The sequence below is a fragment of the Kitasatospora putterlickiae genome, from assembly GCF_039527695.1.
Classification (GTDB): Bacteria; Actinomycetota; Actinomycetes; order Streptomycetales; family Streptomycetaceae; genus Kitasatospora; species Kitasatospora putterlickiae.
In genome coordinates this window covers 55397-72633 of record NZ_BAAAKJ010000122.1, presented here as the reverse complement: position 1 = coordinate 72633, position 17237 = coordinate 55397, and the positions used below count along the sequence as shown (strand labels likewise).

At 73.6% G+C, this 17237-nt stretch carries 11 protein-coding genes and 3 pseudogenes; 5 read left to right on the top strand and 9 right to left on the bottom strand.

The genetic code is table 11. The annotated features are described in order from the left end of the window. Positions 1-234: 234 nt before the first annotated feature. Entirely contained in the window at positions 235-843 is a 609-nt protein-coding gene (locus tag ABD308_RS12965) for a TetR/AcrR family transcriptional regulator (protein ID WP_344332881.1), read from the top strand. Positions 844-950: 107 nt separating this feature from the next. On the opposite strand, the gene ABD308_RS12960 is transcribed toward ABD308_RS12965, so the two are convergent. After that, positions 951-2540: a class I adenylate-forming enzyme family protein gene (locus tag ABD308_RS12960; protein WP_425554756.1), complete on the bottom strand. Its 1590-nt coding sequence runs from the start codon at positions 2538-2540 to the stop codon at positions 951-953. A 190-nt stretch (positions 2541-2730) separates the two neighbouring features. Beyond that, entirely contained in the window at positions 2731-3483 is a 753-nt protein-coding gene (locus ABD308_RS12955) for a glycosyltransferase family 2 protein (RefSeq protein WP_344332877.1), read from the bottom strand. A 187-nt stretch (positions 3484-3670) separates the two neighbouring features. On the opposite strand from ABD308_RS12955, the gene ABD308_RS12950 reads away from it, so the two are divergent. Further along, the gene (locus tag ABD308_RS12950) at positions 3671-4858 is read left to right on the top strand and encodes a cytochrome P450 (protein WP_344332876.1); all 1188 of its coding nucleotides are present in this window, start codon (positions 3671-3673) and stop codon (positions 4856-4858) included. Between the two features lie 181 nt (positions 4859-5039). Here the strand turns inward: ABD308_RS12950 and vph are convergent. The 7 genes and pseudogenes from vph to ABD308_RS12915 all read right to left on the bottom strand — a co-directional run. Further along, positions 5040-5912, bottom strand: a pseudogene (gene vph / locus ABD308_RS12945) (viomycin phosphotransferase); the annotation flags it as partial. 91 nt (positions 5913-6003) lie between these two features. Beyond that, positions 6004-6126 (bottom strand): annotated as a pseudogene (locus ABD308_RS12940) (family 1 glycosylhydrolase); the annotation flags it as partial. Between the two features lie 15 nt (positions 6127-6141). After that, the gene (locus ABD308_RS12935; RefSeq protein WP_344332874.1) at positions 6142-7371 is read right to left on the bottom strand and encodes a TIGR02679 family protein; all 1230 of its coding nucleotides are present in this window, start codon (positions 7369-7371) and stop codon (positions 6142-6144) included. Next, entirely contained in the window at positions 7368-11453 is a 4086-nt protein-coding gene (locus ABD308_RS12930; RefSeq protein WP_344332873.1) for a TIGR02680 family protein, read from the bottom strand. The genes ABD308_RS12935 and ABD308_RS12930 overlap by 4 nt, the downstream gene beginning before the upstream one ends. Positions 11454-11469: 16 nt before the next feature. Next, complete coding sequence (locus ABD308_RS12925; RefSeq protein WP_344332872.1) at positions 11470-12684, bottom strand: TIGR02678 family protein; 1215 nt, start codon at positions 12682-12684, stop codon at positions 11470-11472. Positions 12685-12718: 34 nt separating this feature from the next. Then, the gene (locus ABD308_RS12920) at positions 12719-14221 is read right to left on the bottom strand and encodes a TIGR02677 family protein (protein ID WP_344332923.1); all 1503 of its coding nucleotides are present in this window, start codon (positions 14219-14221) and stop codon (positions 12719-12721) included. Between the two features lie 156 nt (positions 14222-14377). Continuing rightward, positions 14378-14506: pseudogene (locus ABD308_RS12915) on the bottom strand (family 1 glycosylhydrolase); the annotation flags it as partial. Positions 14507-14619: 113 nt separating this feature from the next. Here ABD308_RS12915 and ABD308_RS12910 point away from each other — a divergent pair. The 3 genes from ABD308_RS12910 to ABD308_RS12900 all read left to right on the top strand — a co-directional run. Beyond that, entirely contained in the window at positions 14620-15288 is a 669-nt protein-coding gene (locus ABD308_RS12910; RefSeq protein WP_344332869.1) for a TetR/AcrR family transcriptional regulator, read from the top strand. 131 nt (positions 15289-15419) lie between these two features. Then, the gene (locus tag ABD308_RS12905; protein WP_344332867.1) at positions 15420-15614 is read left to right on the top strand and encodes a DUF1918 domain-containing protein; all 195 of its coding nucleotides are present in this window, start codon (positions 15420-15422) and stop codon (positions 15612-15614) included. A gap of 47 nt (positions 15615-15661) precedes the next feature. Further along, a partial coding sequence (locus ABD308_RS12900; RefSeq protein WP_344332866.1) for a SpoIIE family protein phosphatase occupies positions 15662-17237 on the top strand: 1576 nt, incomplete at its 3' end.

The window sequence follows — 17237 nt, the reverse complement described above, 5'->3', positions numbered from 1 at the left end:
GATCGCGACCAGCAGGGTCCGCTTCTTCGTCATGGTCCTCGCCATCGGTCTCTTCTTCTCCCGCGCTTGTTGCTTGATTGGTGCCCGGCCGTGGAATGACATTGAGTAGACCGGTCTGTCTGATCAGGAGACTAGACAGACATGTCTGTCTAGTCAAACAACCCGGACGCCGACCGAGGGGCGCGGCCCGAAGGGCTAAGATAGACAGATCGGTCTGCTATGGAGGTGCCCGTCATGACCACGAGAAGCGCGGCCCGGCCCACGGCCCGCGAACGCCTGCTGGCCGCCGCGGACGAGCTCTTCTACCGCGAGGGCGTGCGCACCGTCGGCATCGACCGCGTCATCGAGCAGGCGGGGGTGGCCAAGGCGTCGCTGTACAACGCCTTCGGCAGCAAGGAATCGCTCGTCTGCGCCTACCTGGAAGGCCGGCACGCGAAGAGCGCCGCACGGATCACCCGGCACGTCGAGCGGCGGGACACCCCGTACGACCGCCTGCTCGCGGTCTTCGAGGCGCAGAGCGAGCAGTTCGCCGAGCCCGGCTACCGCGGCTGCGCCTTCGTCAGGGCCAGCGCCGAGGCCCACCCCGGCGACCAGGTCGAACAGGCCGCGGCGGCCTTCCGCACCTGGGTCCGCGGCCTGTTCACCGACCTCGCCCGCGAGGCCGGGGCCGCCGACCCCGCCGTCCTCGCCCACCAGTTGCACCTGCTCTACGACGGCGCCGGCGTCTCGGCGGGCATGGACGGCGACCCGTCCGCGGCGACGGCCGACCGGACGGCCGCGGCGACCCTGCTCGACGCCGCCCTCATGGGCACCGGGCGCACAGGAGGCGCCGACCGGGGCTGACGGTCCGAAGGAGACGGCGGCCGGCTACCGTCGGCCGGCGCCCCTCCCCGTACTGGCCGCTTCGGTGCGCGGCCCCGTGCGCGGATGTTCCGGGGTGACGACGGTGATCACCGCGTCTCCTTCGTGACCAGCGCGCGGAGTTGTTCGCGGTCGGGCTTCTCGGTCCTTCCCCGTCGGGGGATCGCCGGGAGGCAGTGGATCCGGTCCGGCAGTGCCGCGTGGTCGATCGTGCGGGGCAGCTCGCGGTGCAGGCGGCGCAGGAGGTCCGGTTCCGGGACCGTGCCGTCCGGACAGACGGCCAGCACCACCGCCTCGTCGGCTGTCAGCGGGTCGGGGACGCCCACGATGACGGCCTCGGCGATGCCCGGAAGAGCGGCTATCGCGGGTTCGTACAGGCCGGGGTAGAGGTTGAAGGAGCCGCGGATCAGCATGTCCTTGGTCCGGCCGAGCAGCACGATCCGCCCCTCGGCGTCGATCCGGGCCCGGTCGCCGGTGTTGAGTTCACCGATCGCTCCGTCGCCGACGTAGCCGATCGCCAGGTGGGCGCCACGGAGCAGGAGTTCGCCCTCCTCGTTGACGTGTGCCGTGACCCCGGGCAGCGGATGGCCGGCCAGGTCGCCGTGGGGCGCGTGGCCGAGCTTCTCCTCGGCCTCGGACACGGCGATCGGCAGCATCTCGGTCGCACCGTAGATCACGGCGATCCGGGCCGAACGGAGCGCGGTCCGCAGGCGGCGCAGCATCGGGGGCGGGACGGGCGCGGCCCCGAGCAGCACCGTGTCCAGGGTGTCCGGGAGTCGGCCGGCGGCGAGCAGCCGGGCCAGGGCGGCCGGGGTGCCGAAGGTGTGGGTGGCCCCGCGGCGCCGCAGGTCCCGCAGGAACCGCTTCGGACGCACCGGGAGCGGCGCCGCCGACCAGGTGGCGCCGGCGGCCAGGAAGGCGAAGGCCATCATCAGCTGTTCGGAGTGCACGACGGCCCGGCCCCGGGCGGCGGGCAGGCCGAGGCTCTCGCCGAGCAGGTCCGCGCCGGCGAGCAGGGTGGCCTGACTGTGCACGACCCCGCGGGGGCGGGCCGTGGTGCCGGAGGTGAACACGATCAGGGCGGGACGGTCCGGATCCCCCGCGTGCGCGGCCGGAGGTGCGGACGCCGTGCGCGCCAAGGTGGCGGCCCGGATCGCGTTCGGGGGCAGGCCGGGGAGGCGTGGGCCGGTGTGGACCAGGCGCAGGGTCGGGTCGCGGAACGCGGGCAGGTCCAGGCCGAGGCGGCGCAGCAGGGTGCGTCCGGCCCCGCGAGCGGAAAGCGCGCAGAGCCAGGACTCGGCGGCCAGCCAACCCGGCGCGGCGAGCGATTCGGCGACGAGCCGTCCGCGCGCGGCGTCGAGCTCGGCGCCGGCGCCCGGGNNNACCACGCGGGCGCCGACCGCCATGACGGCCAGGCCGAGTACCAGCGCGTCCCGGCCGGGGCGGACCGCGAACAGCACCGTGTCACCGGTGCTCATGCCGGCCGTGCGCAGCCCGCTCGCGGTCGCGGCGATCCGCTGGGCGAGCTCGCCGTAGGTGAGCGTGCCGCGCGCGTCGACCAGGGCGACCGCCCCGGGTGTCCGGCGCGCGTGGTCCGCGATCCGCCCGGCCAGTCCGGTGCCGGCGGGGTCCGGCGTGCTGCTCACCGGGTGGTCACCTCCCGGGGCCTCTCCGCTCATCCGGCCGTCGCCTCCCATCGTGCGTGCGCCGGGACCAGCGCCCGCCGCTCAACTCGTCGCCGTACGACCCGTCGCCGTACGATCGGTCGCCCTACCATCCGTCGCCGTACCATCCGCCCGGTCTCCGCCACACCCGGCCGCACCCGCCGTACCTGCCACACCCGCCGCTGCCGGACCTGTGCCCGACGCCTCATCGGATGTCGACCACGTCCGGCCGGTACCGGTGGTCCGCGTACCAGGCCAGCGTGTTGCGCAGCCCGAAGGCGCGCAGCCGCCGCACCGAGCCGTGGACCGTCATGCCCGGGACCTGCCCGTAGGCCGTGGTGAGCTCGCGCACCCGGTTCACCAGCGCGCGGTCCTCGTGCTCCTCCTCGATCGCGGTGCGCGGGAAGCCGCCGCAGCGCTGGTAGAGGTCGGCGGTGATGGCCAGGTTGCAGCCGGGGCACATCAGGTACGGGCCCAGGTACCGGGGGTCCTGGTTGCCGGGCCGGAACCTGCCGAACCACGCCGCCGTCGCGACCACCGCCGGCAGCAGCCGGCTCTCCCACAGCTTGAGCCGGAACTCGTCGGTGCGCGGCCGCAGCCGGCCGGTGGCCAGTTCCAGCCCGCCGGACAGCCCGCGGCGTACGGCGGCCGTCCAGCCGGGCACCGGGAGGCAGTCGGCGTCGGTGCGGGCCAGGTACCGGGCACCGGCCTCGATCGCGAACCGCATCCCGGTGTCCGCCGCCGCGCCGGTGCCCTTGCGCGCCTCGGTGACCAGGTGCAGCGGGAAACCGGCGGTGACGGCGAACTCCCGAACCACCTCGGCGGTCCGGTCGGTCGAGGAGTTGTCCACCACCACGCACTCGAAGTCCGCGTCGCTCTGCCCCGCCAGCGCGCGCAACGTGGCCGGCAGCGAGGCCTCCTCGTTGTAGGCCGGAACGACCACCCACAGATCGGTCACCGATGCTCCCTCCCGACCAGGCTCACGGCTGAACGAGGAGGACGCCGAGCCCGGCCAGCCGTCCACTTCCCCCGACCCGGTGCGCACGGCTCCCCCCGAGCCGCCCGATCATACGGTGATCCCGGGGCCTGGACCCGCCACGGTACGGTTCCTCGGACGGACACTCAAGGCGGCGGCGGGGGCGGCGATGAGCGCGACAACGGCGGAACGGCACGAGAGCAGGCTGCTGTGGGCCAGCCGACCCGCTCTGTGGACGCTGACCAGGATCACCATGGCACGGCCCTTCGGCCCGATCCGGCGGGTCCCCCGGCTCGGCTGGGTGGCGAGCGAACCCACCCTGATCCGGGCCGTGCTCAACGACCACGAACACTTCACCCTGCTCGGCGAGGGCGGCGTGGGCCACCTGTGGGAGCAGATCCTCGGGCCGTACGTCACCCGGCTCTTCGACGGCGCCGGGCACGCGGACCTGCGCCGGCGGGCCCGCGACCTGTTCACCGAGCAGAACTCCGCCGCCCTGGTCGAGCGGGCGGCCGGGCCGGTCTACGCCGATGTCACGGCCCGCCTCGCCGCCGGGGACCAGGTCGACGTGGCCGCGGCCGCCCGGCTCGTCGTCGGCCGCCTGATGGCCGACCTGCTGGGCCTCCGACTCCCGCCGGACAGCCCGGACTCCGCGTACCTGGAGACCTTCGCCGCCGGCGAGCGGCTGGCGGCGCTCGCGCTCGACACGACCGCCTCGACCGAGCTGCCGCCGGAACGGATCGAAGCGGCCAAGGACATCGTCAGGTCGCTGACCAGCGGCGTCCCGGCGGCATACGCCGACGCCGCACCCGACACCCTGCTCGGCCGCTGCCGCGAAGCCGGGATCACGCTGGAGGAGGCCTCCGGCCTCGCCTCGCTGCTGCTCGTCGCGGGCACCGAGACCGCCGCGAGCGCGATGGCCCGAACGGTCGCGCTGATCCACGACACCGAGCAGCAGGAACCGCTCCGCGCCGACCCCGGGCTGATCCCCGACGCGGTCCGCGAGGGACTGCGGGTGACCACACCCGCACCGGTGATCGGACGCCACGTCAGCGCCGACGTCACCCTCGCCGGCCGGCGACTGCGCAAGGACGAGCGGATCCTCCTCGTCACCTACGCCGCCGACAACCTGGCCGGCGCTTTCGACCTCGCCCGCCCGTACGACCCACGCTCACGCCAGCTCTGGTTCGGCGCCGGCCGGCACCTGTGCCTGGGCGCGCCCGTCGCACGGGCCGAGATCGCCCGCATGGTCGAGGCGGTCTGCACGGCGGGCCGCCCGTACCGGATCGTCTCGCGCGGCTACGCCCGGAAGGTGATGATCCCCTCCTACGCCTCCCTCGTCGTCGAGCTCCGCTGACGGGGCGCCACCCGACCGCCGGACGGGCGAGCAGCTCGCCGCTTCGATGGGCAGGGATCAGGTCGCGGTACCAGGCGTAGGAGGCCCTCGGCGTCCGCTCGGGCGAGCCGTCCACGAGGCCGTTGGTCCGCAGCCAGTCCAGCAGTACGGGCTGAGCGGTGACCACGCCTGGCACATGTGCTCAGCGGTAACCGGCCAACCCGTCGGCCAGTTCCCCCTCAGCGCCGTCGCGCCGTGCCTGGAGGGCCTGCTGGAGGGCGAAGGTACCCCGGATCGCGGCGATCCGGCCGGCCGCGTCGCCGCCCGCCGCCCCGCCGCCGCCGAGGGTGAGCACCCGGCCCAGCAGTTCCTCGCCGCAGCCGGCACCGATCGCGGCGAGATCCTCGGCCTGGTCGCCGAGGGCGACCTCGTCCCAGTCCACCACACCGCTGAGCCTCGGCAGGCCGTCGACGGTCTCCCACAACACGTTCTCCCCGCCGAGGTCTCCGTGGACCACGGCGGAGGTCAGGTGGGGAAGACCGTCGAGGGCGGCGAGCTCCCGCTCGGCCCGGACCCGGCCGGCGTCGTGCATGAGCGGGAAGAGCTCCGCCCGGACCCCGTCGGCGAACTCCCGCCACTCCCCTTCGAGGGCGTGCGGAAGGACCGCGCGCGCCCGATCGTCGCCACCGGCCGCGGCCAACGCCGACAGCAGCCCGGCGTACTGGGCGGCGACCGCCTCCGCCACCCCGGGGTCTTCGAGGGCCTCCTCCGCCAAGGCCGCCCCCGGCACACGGGTGAGCACCAGATACGCCGGCTCGTCCGGACCCGCGCCGCCCCCCTCCTCCAGCGGCTCGGGAGTACGGAACCCGAGCCCGAGCCCGGCAAGGGCCCGCAGGCGCGCCGCCCGGTCGGGAAGCCGCTCCGCCGCGGCCCGGGTGCGGGCGAAGCACACGACGCGTTCCGCCCCGATGGCCACCTGGTGGAACTGCCCCTGACGGAACACCAGGCCGCCCGGCTCGCTGCCGGGCAACAGCCTGCCGAGCAGGGCCCGGCGCGTTTCGGGAAGCTCCATGGCTGGCCGACTCTCCTTCGGTAAGCGCTGATCCGATCGAAAGGCAGCCCCAACCGGGCTCCCCCCGGAAGACCGTACGCTCCGCCGCGTCCGCCTACCGCAACCGGCGGGCCCGGTGGGCGGCGATCAGGTCGCGGTACCAGGTGTAGGAGGCCTTCGGGGCGCGGCGTTGGGTGTCGACGTGGACGAGGCCGAAGCGTTGGTGGTTGCCCTCGGCCCGTCGAACAGGCTGTCATTCTCCGTGCCGGTGGTCTGCCAAGTCGTCGAGGAGAAGGTCTGCGACCATCTCCTCGACCACTGCGGTGCGCAGTTCGGCCATCGAGTCAACGAGCCCCGGATCCCATGGAGCAGGCGTGAGGCGGCCCGGATCGGGGCCCGAGGGAACCCGCGTCACGGCGGCCCGGTAGTCCTCGGCTGCCATCCGCCAGGGAGCGGCGCCGGTCTTGGCCATGACGTGAGCCGCGATCCGGATGCCCTCGCCATCGAAGTCGCCGTGGTAGTGCAGGAATGCACCGTCCTCGGCGAGTCGACGCAGCAGGTGGATCACGGCGGTGTTGGGCCAGCCGGAGGTGCAGACCAGCGGCGGGCACTGCCGGCCGAAGCGTCGTAGGGCCAGGGCGAGCACACTGGGGTTCTCGGTGATGTGCACGGGTCCCGCGGGACCGATGAATTCGCCGGGTGAGCGCAGTTGGGCGAGGGTGAGGCTGACGGGGTGCCCGGCTCCGGCGCAGATCCGGGAGATCCCAGCGACCGGGCCTTCGCCCCCGGGGCGGAGACCGATGGCTAGCACGGTGGCGGACAACTCGTCGTCGGCCACGCCGGCTCGGCTCCACAGTGTGCGTCGCCCTTCGGCGGCGTCGGGCATGTCGGTGCCGTACAGCACCGCCAGTGCGCGCAGGACCAGGGAGGACAGCCGGGTCCCGTCGTCGAGGGCGTGGGAGTCGCCGTCCAGGAGGCGAGCGGCGAGGACCGGTAGTGGCTCGCCGCCGACCGGGAGCGCTGCGAGGACGGTCAGCGCGGCGGTCATCAGGCCCCTGGTCCGATCGGGTGAGCCGTCGACGAGGCCGGCGGTCCGCAGGTGGCCGACCCATTCCAGCAGAGCGGGCTGGGCGGTGACCACCTCGTGGTCGGCCAACCACGCCCACAGGGCGTCGCGTTGACCGGTCCTGTGGTGGCGCTCGGCGGCCCGGTCGTGGATCGGGCCGAGGATCGCGGTCACCACGTCCCGGACGGGCCGACCGCAGGCGTCCAGCACGGCACCGTCGAGTCCGGCGAGGGGGATCGTCGGTTCGGTGCCGGGGAGCCGGTCGAGTCCGAGGAGATCGGCCACTGCCTCCCGACCGGCGTCGTCGAGTGGTCCGGACCGTACTCGGCTGACGGGGCGGCCGGTCGAGAGGCGGTCGTGGACGGCCGACCAGAGGGGCCGGAGTTCGGGAAGGTCGAGGGGGTGTCGGTCCGTCATGCCGGTTCTTCCGCATCGGCTTCGTCGGGCAGCAGGTCGGTTCCCGTCCAGGTGAAGCGGGCACTGGTGACGGCGTCGTCGCCGTCCCCTCCGGTGATCAGCTGGTGGACGGCGATGCCGGAGAGCTCCCGGTAGGTGCACCACTCGTGGTCGGAGGTGAGCACCAGGTCGAGGTCGAGTGCCGCGAGGAGGCCGAAGACCTGCCCGCGGTTGACGGTGTCGACGCCGACGAAGACCTCGTCGAGCAGGATCAGTCGCGGGGACTCCGGCACCGCCTCGTAGTGCGCCGCCACGGCGGCGAACAGCGGCAGGTGGAGGGCGATCGCCTTCTCACCTCCCGAGAGCGCGCCGTGGAGCTTCTTGGTGAGCAGCTGCCATCCGGAGCCATTGGCGCGGTCCAATTTGACGACGAACTGGTGCCAGGCCGTGTAGTCGAGGACCTCGGCGAGCTGCTCCTCCCAAGTCGCCGCCGTGTTGCGGGCCTTCGCTTCCTCGATACGGCCCCGGAAGAACGTGTGCAGGGCTTCGCGGTCGGCTTCGGTGATCCGCGCCGGGTCCTTGAGCAGCAGCTCACGGGCCGTCCGCGTGCCGGCGGGCAGGTCGGGGTGGATCTGCCACACCAGACGGACAGCCACCCGCGAGGCGGTCCGGACCCGTTCGAGGTGGCCGTTCATCCGCTCGACGAGTTCACCGGCCTGGCGGATCCGGGAGGCGAGGTGGCGGCGGGTGTCGCCGGTGAGGGTCCGGTCGAAGAGGCCGCGTTCGGCGGCGGTGATGTCGCCCTGACTGCGGTCACGGTCGCCGGTGAGGATGGCGAGGAGGCCGGCCGCGCCGACCCGGATTCCGTCGACGGTGGCGGTGAGGACGTGGACGTCCTCCTCCGCTTCGAGTTCGAGGTCGGCACGGCTGCTGAGGCTCTGGCGGGCTCGGTGGACGGCCTCGGAGAGACGGTTCAGGGAGTCGCCGAGGTTCCTGGCGCCGTGCAGCACGCTTGGCCACGCGGCGGCGGTCTCGCGCGCCGCTTCGAGGGTGGCACGGGTGCCGTCCACGGAGGTGAGGACGAGCCCGAGGCCCGCGTCCTCGGGGAATCCGAGGACGCACAGGCGCCGGAAGCCGTGGGCGGCCTCGTTTCGGACCGCTACGGCCCTGTCGTGCAGGGCCTCGTCCTGGGCCGTGGTCGCGCCCAGTGCGCCGATGCGGCCTTCGAGCGTGAGAAGTGCCTGGGTACCGGATTCGAGGTCGCGGCGGATCCGGTCGAGAGACTGCCGGAAGTCACTGATGCGGGCCGCCACTTGGCGGTAGTCCTCGCCGACGGTGCTCTCGACCGCCCGGAGCGTGGATCGGAGCCCGCGGGCGGCGGTCTCGGCGGTCTCGGCCTCCTCCAGGCTCTCGGCTGCCGCGCCCCTGGATGCCTCGGCATGGCTGCGCGCGGAGTTCCAGGCATGCTGAGCGGCTGTCCAGGCGAGGTGGGCGTCGAGCCAGACGTCGGCCTGTTCACGCAGCGCGTCAACGGCTGCGGCCGTCTTGTCCAGCGCGGCTCGTTCGGTCGGCAGGGCGTGCTCGGCCGAGGCGACGGCGAGTGCGCGCAGCGCGTCCGCGACCGCGACCTCCTGTCGCGCGAGCCGTTCGACCGCCTCTCGTACGGCCTCCTCGCGGGCGCCCACCTCGGACTCCGACCGCTCCCAGACACTCTTGGCCCCCTCCACCTCCCGGTGGTGCGGCCGGGAGCGGAGGTCGGCACCGAGACGCGTCCGGCGGTCGGCGAGGGCACGCAGCCGCGTCTCGTAACCGGTGACGACGGTGTCGGCCTCGGCCAGTTCGGTGGTGAGTTCCGCGATCCGCCGTTGCCTGGCGCGCTCCCGGGCCGCGGCGCCGATGTGGCTGGACTCCTCCTTGCTCCAGGAGCCGACCGCCATCGCCAGCCGCCAGCTTCCGTCGGCCCCCACGGCGGCCGGGTGGTCCGCCGGCAGTGCGGGACCGTAGGCGATACCGCGAAGCAGCCTCTGCACCAGAGCGGGAGGCACCAGGCCGTCGGGTTCCGGAGCCAGGACGTCGAGCAGCGAGGGGCCCGGCGCGGGCACGGCCGCTGCCGGGTCGGCCAGGGTGTCGTGTCCGGCGATGACGAGACCACCGTCGGCAGTCACCAAGGCGTCGAGCAGGCCGGCCGCTTCCAGGGCCGCTTCGACGCCTGCCTGATCGGCGGGCGGCACATCCGGCCGGAAGGCCAGCAGTCGCCACAGTGGCGTCCCCGGCAGGACCGCCCGGTCGGCTGTGCGGGTCCGTGGTGGAACCGGCGGGAGATCCGCCGCGACCGCAGTGCGTTCCAGTTCTCCGAGGAGCCGGTCACGCCCGGCGCGGGCGTCGTCCCGGCCGGCGCGGGCGGTCGTCTCGTCGGCGGTGATGGAACTCTCCGCCGCCCGGGCTGCGGCTTCGACCAGCGCGAGGACATCGGTCTCGACGGCGGCACGGGACGCGAGCTCCTCGACGTCGTCGATCGACAGCTCCGCGCAGTCCTCCGTCGCCCAACGGTGCAACAGGGCGGCGTGGGCGTCGACGGCCTCCTCGTAGGCGCGGGCGTTCCCGTCACGCCGTGCGGTCGCCCCGGCCAGCCGTTCCCGCGCCGAATCGAGGTGCTGCTCCGCCATCGTCCGACCCGCGAGGGAACGCTCGTGGCACTCGACGGCGGCGCGGACGTCGGCGATCTGGCGGTGCCGCGAGACGACCGCACCGCGCAGCAGGCGGCGCGCCGTACGCCCCTGCTCCTCGTCCTCCCCGGACGGCCCCTGTGCGGCGCCGAGCACCGTCTGCACCTCGGCGCAGACGGACTCCATGGCTGCTCGCCGCGCCGCGCCGCGTGCCTCCTCGTGAGCGGCCCGGGTCTGTTCGGCCCTCTGCTCGGAACGCAGCCGCGCACCGTCCGCACGCCCCGCGTCCTCGTCGGCCGCCCGAACCTTCCGGTCTGCGGCGGTGCGTGCCCCGACGGCGGCCCGGTCTGCCTGTTCGCTCCTGCGACGGAGCTGATCGAGTTCCTGTCCCTGCCGATACGCCTCGGAGTCGAGCAGCCCCTCGATCGCGCCCTCGATCTCCTGCCGTCCGTATTCGCGCTCCTGCTGCGCCCGCTTGTTCTCCTCCCGCTCACGCACGGCTCCCGCGTGCGCCTCCGCGCTCTCCCTCGCGATGCGAGCGAGGTTGTCCATTTCGGTCGTCGCGGAGATGAGCGTGGCCGCGCCGGCGCGCAGGACGCGCTGGGCGTAGCCGCGTTGTTGGTTCGCGACGGCGGTGGCCGCGGCCACCTCGTCGTCCAGGGCCTTCAGGTGTTCGCGCTGGCGGTCGAGGCGCTCGAATCCCTCGGCCAGTTCGGTGATCTCCCCCTGGCCGAGCGGGGGCAGCGCCCGTGAGAGCAGGGAGGACAGCAACGACGGATCCAGGCGCTCAGAGAGCTTGGGGGTCCGGAGTTGGAGCAGCGCGGTGATCAGGGCGTCGTAGCGCTGCTCGCTCAGCCCTGGGAAGAGCGTGCTCCGGACCGTGTTGCGGTAGTCGGTGGGAGACCCGTGCAACTCACCCTGCCCTTGCAGGGCGTCGGCCAGCGCGGCCCGGGTGAGCGGCTGGCCCGCGTCGTTGACCAGGGAGAGGCCCCCGGGGCGGTCGATCCGCGCGCCGGTGGTGAAGTAGTCGACGGTGACACCGGTGGTGTGAACGCTGGCCTGGAGCCTGGCGCCGCAGGTGAACCGGACAGGATCGCCGTCGCCGCGGACGAACTCCAGCCACACGTACCCGACGCGGGTCTTACCCGAGGCGCCCTCCCCCATCAGGTTCCAGTGCATGGTGCGTTCGGAGCCGCCGAAGGTCGACAGCCGGTTGGGGCGCAGGCTGGCGTCGAGCAGGAACGGCAGGAGCACCTCCAGCGCCTTCGACTTGCCCGTGCCGTTCTGCCCCCGCAGGAGCAGCCGGCCCTCGTGAAAGGTGAAGGTCTCGTCGTAGTAGCGCCAGATGTTGAGGATGCCGGCCCTGGAGGGCCGCCATCGCACTGCTGCGGCGGCCGTCGGGGACACGGGGCGCTGCGGTAGCCGGGTCACGGTCATCGGAGGTCTTCCCTGGTCAGGTTGCGGGACCGTCGGCCACGGCGGTCCGGTACCGGAACGCCACGGGGCGGGGGACGGTGCGGTCGCCGATCCGGCACGCCAGGCCGAAGTCGTCGAGGACGCGAAGGGCATCGGTCGTGAGCCGCTGGGCGCCGTCCTCGGACTGGTAGCCCTTCGCCCACTGCGGGAAGCGCCGCAGCAGTCCGTTCGCCTCGGCCACGAGCTGTTCCGGTGTCAGCCCGCCCGGAGCGTCCGTCAACGGTTCCAGCAGGAGCAGGGCGGCGACGCGGGCCGTCGCGGAGTCGTCCGGAAAGCGGCTGTCGGTGGCGATCCCCTCCGGGTCCACGAGCAGCAGGCCGTCGGCCCGTTCCTCCAGCACGAAGCCGCCCTGCTCGGCGGCACGCCGGACGATCTGCCGCCCCGTCGGCGAGGCCAGGTAGGCACGTTCGTCAGCGCCGAGTTCGTCGTGGTGCAGGACGGGATCATCGAGGAGCCGACGGAGCACCGAGTGCCGCAGCCTCAGGTTGCGCTGCGCGTCGGAAGCGTCGGCACCGCCGTACCTGCTCTCGCGCACCGTGCCCCGCAGGAGTTCCTCGAAGCGCAGTGGTACGTCCGCCGTCGGCACGGCCAGCCGGGACGGACCGACGGGCGCGGCGAGCAGGCGCATCAGCACGGTCGCGTCCACCCGGTAGAGGACCTTGGCCTTCGCCGAGTCGACGAAGCTCTCCGTGGCGCCGTCCACCGTGAGGAGTGCGCCGAAGGTCTCCAGCAGCTTGAGGACGTCCACGAAGGCCATGCGCTCGGGCTTGCTCGCCGTGTCGAAGGGCGGCAGCGCCTCGTCGGTGGCACACGCCTGGACGACCCGGTCTGCGAGCAGGCCGACCGTCGTCACCGGGACCGGGAGCAACTCGGCCGCGACGACGCACAGCAGCGTGTAGCGGCGGCGGTCGAACGGGGCCCTGCCGGACCGCAGCCGGCGGGCGGGGCGCGAGTCGTCGGGCACGGTCCGGATCTTGAGCAGGCGCACGTACCCCAGGCGTGGCTCCACCACCAGCTGCCAGCCGCAGTTGTAGTCGAACCACTTCGTCAACGGATCCTGGCGGCGGCGTATCAGTTCGAAGGCGGGCGGGTCACCGCGCTCGGTGATCAGTGGTCGGCCGAGGAGCAGCCTGATGCCTCGGGCGATGTCCTGCCGCTCGGCCAGGACCAGCTGGTTGGCAAGGGTGCTCATGTGCTCCTCCTGGCGGTGATCGCACTCCGCCGGCTCATCCGGTGTCCTCCCGGATGACGCCCGGGCTTCGGATCTCCACCAAGTAGTCGGGGCCTTCCAGCTGGCCGTGGGAGGTCCGCAGGACGGCCCGTCCGCCGTCGGGACAGGGCCTGAGTACGACCTCGACGCGGCCGTCGGAGGTGACCGCCCGACGCGCCCCACCCGCGTCCGGCGCTGCGGCCAGTGCCCTGCCAAGGAGGTCGAGCAGCCGGTCGAAGACGATGTGGTCCAGCATCCGGAAGCCGGAGAGTCGCACCGGGCCGTCCGTGCCCAGGACGTCCCAGGCGGCTTCGAGTTCAGCCCTCTCCTTCCGGGCCCGCTCGGCCCGGGCCGCCTTGATGCCCCCGATGTCGCGCACCTTTCCGGTGCGCGTGAACCGCTCGGTACGGCCGCTGGTGCGCAGCAGTGCCGATACCTCCACCGGTGGGGTCTCGGCCCAGCTGCCCGACGACGGCACCAACTCCGGGTCGGGGTGCGCGAGATGGGCGTGCCGAGCCGGGCCGAGGCCGAAGGCGGCCGACCACAGGCGGTGCAGGTCGTCCTCGCCGGGCGCTGCGGCGAACCAGCGGGCCAGCTCCCGGAAGTCCTGGACGGCACTGGAGGAGCGACGCCGTGACTCGGTGATCCGGTCGAGGACCTGGAGGAGCGTCACGATCGCCCGCCGCGCCACGTCGTGCAACTGCTCCACGCGGGCACGCGCCCCGTCGGTCGGCCGGAACCAGGACTGGAGCCCCTCCCAGCGCGCCCGGCGCCGCTCCAGCCAGGCCGGTGCGGGATCACCGTCGGCGGTCGGCGGCAGTTCGGCGCCCCACAGCGCCCGCGCGTGCAGCAGGCTCACGCCGCGGTGCTCGACCCGCTCCACGGCCGTAGCCACCGCCTGGCCCCGCTGGTCCAGGTTCACGAGGAACTCCTGGAGGTAGGCCACCGTCGCGGCCTTCACCTCGCGAAAGGTCGCCAGGTCCGCGCCCTCGGCGCGCAGCAGACGCTGCAACTCTCCGTTGAACGCCTTGGTGTTGGACAGCAGCGCCTCCAGGTGGCCCTCCAGCTCCATCAGCGTCGTGAACACCCGACGGTCCGAGGCCGCGGAATCGCCCATGAGGACGTACAGCTCGTCGAGCCGGTCCGTGATCGCCTCCAGCACAGCCGTCTGGAGCGCCCCGGTCGATGCGAGCACGGCCAGCGCGTGCTCGACCCCGGCGAACGCGGCCTCACCGCGCCGGGTCAGCGAGTACTGGAGGTTGCGGCGCTCGTACTCCTCGGCGGTGCGGTAGTTCTCCGCGTGGTTCTGGACGACGTCGAGCAGCTGCCACTCCCTGAGCTTCCCCAGCGCCGCCTGAAGGTCGTCATCATGGACCGCGTCGAGCCACCCGATCATCCGCAGCCGACCCCGGACGTCGTCCACCCCCAGCGCGGTCTCCAACCGCTCGTTGGCCGCCCCGAAGGCCTGGAGGATCGCACCGTAGAGTTCGGCCCTGTCGCCCGTCGTGAACCGGAACATCTCCGGCGGCACCCTGCGCAAACGGCCCCCTCCTCTTCCCGGCCGACATCAGAGTACCCGGCTACTCATGTGGACTGCTGTCGCAGATCGTGGACCACCCGCCACGCCTGTTCGGCGGACTGCTGCCGCGCCACGTACTTCTCCTCAAGTTCCCGGCGAACGCGTTCCGGCTCCCTCGTCGACGGCTCCCTCGATCTGGTAGGCGGCGGTGGAGACGCCCCAGCGGAATCCCGCCGGGAGGTCGAAACGGTCCGGCACGGTCGCGGCCCCCTTGGCATGGAACATGAGGACTGCTCATGTTAGTGCCCGGCGGCCCGGCTGCCAGCGGTTCCGCGAGATCCACGCGATCGGCGGTCGGGGATTGGCCCGCTGAACTGCGGATGCGGCACAGTGGCCCCATGAGCGCGGACACGAGGAGTCACCCGGTCGGCGGGCGGATCGGCGCCGGGCGGCGGCGGCCGGTGCAGCAGCGCAGCCAGGAGCGGTACGAGCGGATCCTGGACGCCTGCGCCGCGCTGCTCGACGAGGTCGGGGCCGCGGCGCTCACCACCAAGGAGGTGGCCCAGCGCGCGCGGGTGCCGATCGGCACGCTCTACCAGTTCTTCGCCGGCAAGGAGGACCTGCTCGCCGCGCTCGCCTGCCGCAACCTCGACCACTACCTGCACCGGCTCGACGACCGGTTGCACGCCGAGGCGCCCGCCGGGCCGGACGGGTTCACCGACCTCGCGGTGGAGGAGTTCGTCGCGATGAAGCGGACGGTCCCCGGCTTCGGGCGGCTGGACTTCGGGCTCACCGGTGCGAGCGGCGTGCGGGACGACCGGTACCTGCTGGACGCCGCGGTGGACAACAACACGGCGGTCGCGCTGCGGCTGCAGGCGCTCGGCGGCGAGCTCTTCGCGACGGCCGACCCGGCGGCCCTCACACTCGGCCTGCGGGTGGCCCTGGAGGCGGCGGACGCGGTGCTCGGGCTCGCCTTCCGCGGCGATCCGCAGGGCGATCCGGCGATGATCGCCGAGTGCAAGCGGCTGGTCCGCTGCTACCTCGGCGAGCAGCTCGGGCGGCGCTGAGCGACGGTCCCGGCGAGCCGTTGCGAGCCGTTGCGAGCCGGGCGCGCGGGCAGCACAGTGGAGACAGCGGAAGGCGGCGGCGGCCGGCCCGACGGTCCCCGCCGTCCGCACACACCCCGAGGAGCAAGACCATGCACGCAGCGGTAGGTGACCAGCTCCACATCCACAGCCGGGCGGTGGGCATGGTCGACCACAAGGGCGAGATCGTCGAGGTGCGCGGCCCGAACGGCGAACCGCCGTACGTGGTCCGCTTCGAGGACGGCCACACCGGCCTGATCTACCCGGGCCCCGACTGCAACATCGAACCCCGCGAGGCGATCCACTGACGCCACCGGCCACCGCCCCGCGCCCGTCCGGCCCGGGGCGGTGAGCCGTGCCGGACGCCGCGGACCTGCCGGGGCCGCTGGCCGCGCTCGCACCGGTGCTGGAGCGGTACGGCTACCCGGCGGTGGCCCTGTTCGTACTGCTCGACAACTGCGGGATCCCGGCGCCCGGGCAGACCGTCCTGGTGCTGGCCGCCGTCTTCGCGGGCACCGGCCGTCTGGACTTCGCCACCGTGGTGGCGGTCGCCTTCGCGGCGGCGGTGGCCGGCAGCACCCTGGGCCACCTGATCGGCGCCACCGGCGGCCGCGCCTTCGTGCGCCGCTGGGGCCCGTACGTGCTGCTCACGCCGGAGCGGATGGCCCGCGCGGAGGCGTTCTTCGACCGGCACGGCGGCACGGTGGTGACGGGCGCCCGGTTCGTCGACGGGCTGCGGCAGACCAACGGGATCATCGCCGGAATCACCGGGATGCCCTGGCCCCGCTTCCAGGTGTTCAACGTGCTCGGCGCCGCGCTCTGGGTGGGCGTGTGGGCGGGCGTGGGCTACCTGGCCAGCGCGCACGTCGGCACGGTCTGGCGAACGGCGGTGCGCTACCAGCTGTGGCTGCTGGTCGCGCTGGGCGCCGTCGCCGTGCTGTTCGGCGTCCGCCGGCTGGTGCGGCGTGAACGGACGCGGGCGCGCGGGCGGACGCGGGCGCGCGGGCGGCCGCGGTTGCGCGGGCCGCGACGGCCGGTGAGCCTGGAAACGATCACCTGGGAGGCGGGAATGAGCGAGGTCGGGACACGCACGGCGCCCGGGTCCGAGGGGGCGCACCAGGCGCCCGGCAACCGGACCGTCGTCCTGGCCGTCCTCGCCGCCACCCTGGTGGTCCTGGGCGCGCAGGCGGCGGGCGGCACCAGTGCCCGGCTCGTCCTGCTGCTGGTGTTCGTCCCCGCCCTGCTGGCCGGTCTGGGCACGCTCGCCCAGACCATCGGCGCGGCGATCTGGGTCACCGCCGTCATCACCATCAGCTCGGTGTACTTCCCGCCGGAGTCGATCAGCGGCAGGGCGCTGACGGTCGCGACCGTCATCGGCGCCTCCGCCATCGCCGTGCTGCTCTGCGCCCGCCGGATCCGGCGCGAGCGCGAACTCCACCGGATGCGGCAGAGCGCCGTCGCCCTCCAGCGCCAACTGCTGCGCCCGCTGCCCGCGCTGACCGCCGACGTCCTGCTCCACGGCCGCTACCGGCCGATCGAGGAGGACGCCATGGTCGGCGGCGACCTCTACGACATCGTCGAGACGCCCTACGGCACCCGGGTCGTCATCGGCGACGTCCAGGGCAAGGGCCTGCCCGCGATCGGCACCGGCTTCGCCGTGCTCGGAGCCTTCCGCGAGGCGGCCTTCCGCGAGCCCGCGCTCACCGACGTCGCCCTCGCCCTGGAGAACGCGGTCACCCGGCACAACGCGTACGCGGCGCAGAGCGGCGAGGCCGAGCGCTTCGTCACCGCGACCGTGTTCTGCCTGGACCGCGGCCTCGGCGTCCAGGCCGTCAACTGCGGCCACCTCGCCCCGTACCTGCTCGTCGACGGCGGCGCGGAGGCCGTCCCGCTGGCGGCCGGCGGACCGCTCGGCCTCGCCGACCGCGCCG

Coding starts and splice junctions, on each gene's coding strand:
- ABD308_RS12965 (WP_344332881.1), top strand. CDS start 235: ATGACCACGAGAAGCGCGGCCCGGCCCACGGCCCGCGAACGCCTGCTG.
- ABD308_RS12950 (WP_344332876.1), top strand. CDS start 3,671: ATGAGCGCGACAACGGCGGAACGGCACGAGAGCAGGCTGCTGTGGGCC.
- ABD308_RS12935 (WP_344332874.1), bottom strand. CDS start 7,371: ATGACGGACCGACACCCCCTCGACCTTCCCGAACTCCGGCCCCTCTGG.
- ABD308_RS12930 (WP_344332873.1), bottom strand. CDS start 11,453: ATGACCGTGACCCGGCTACCGCAGCGCCCCGTGTCCCCGACGGCCGCC.
- ABD308_RS12925 (WP_344332872.1), bottom strand. CDS start 12,684: ATGAGCACCCTTGCCAACCAGCTGGTCCTGGCCGAGCGGCAGGACATC.
- ABD308_RS12920 (WP_344332923.1), bottom strand. CDS start 14,221: ATGTTCCGGTTCACGACGGGCGACAGGGCCGAACTCTACGGTGCGATC.
- ABD308_RS12910 (WP_344332869.1), top strand. CDS start 14,620: ATGAGCGCGGACACGAGGAGTCACCCGGTCGGCGGGCGGATCGGCGCC.
- ABD308_RS12905 (WP_344332867.1), top strand. CDS start 15,420: ATGCACGCAGCGGTAGGTGACCAGCTCCACATCCACAGCCGGGCGGTG.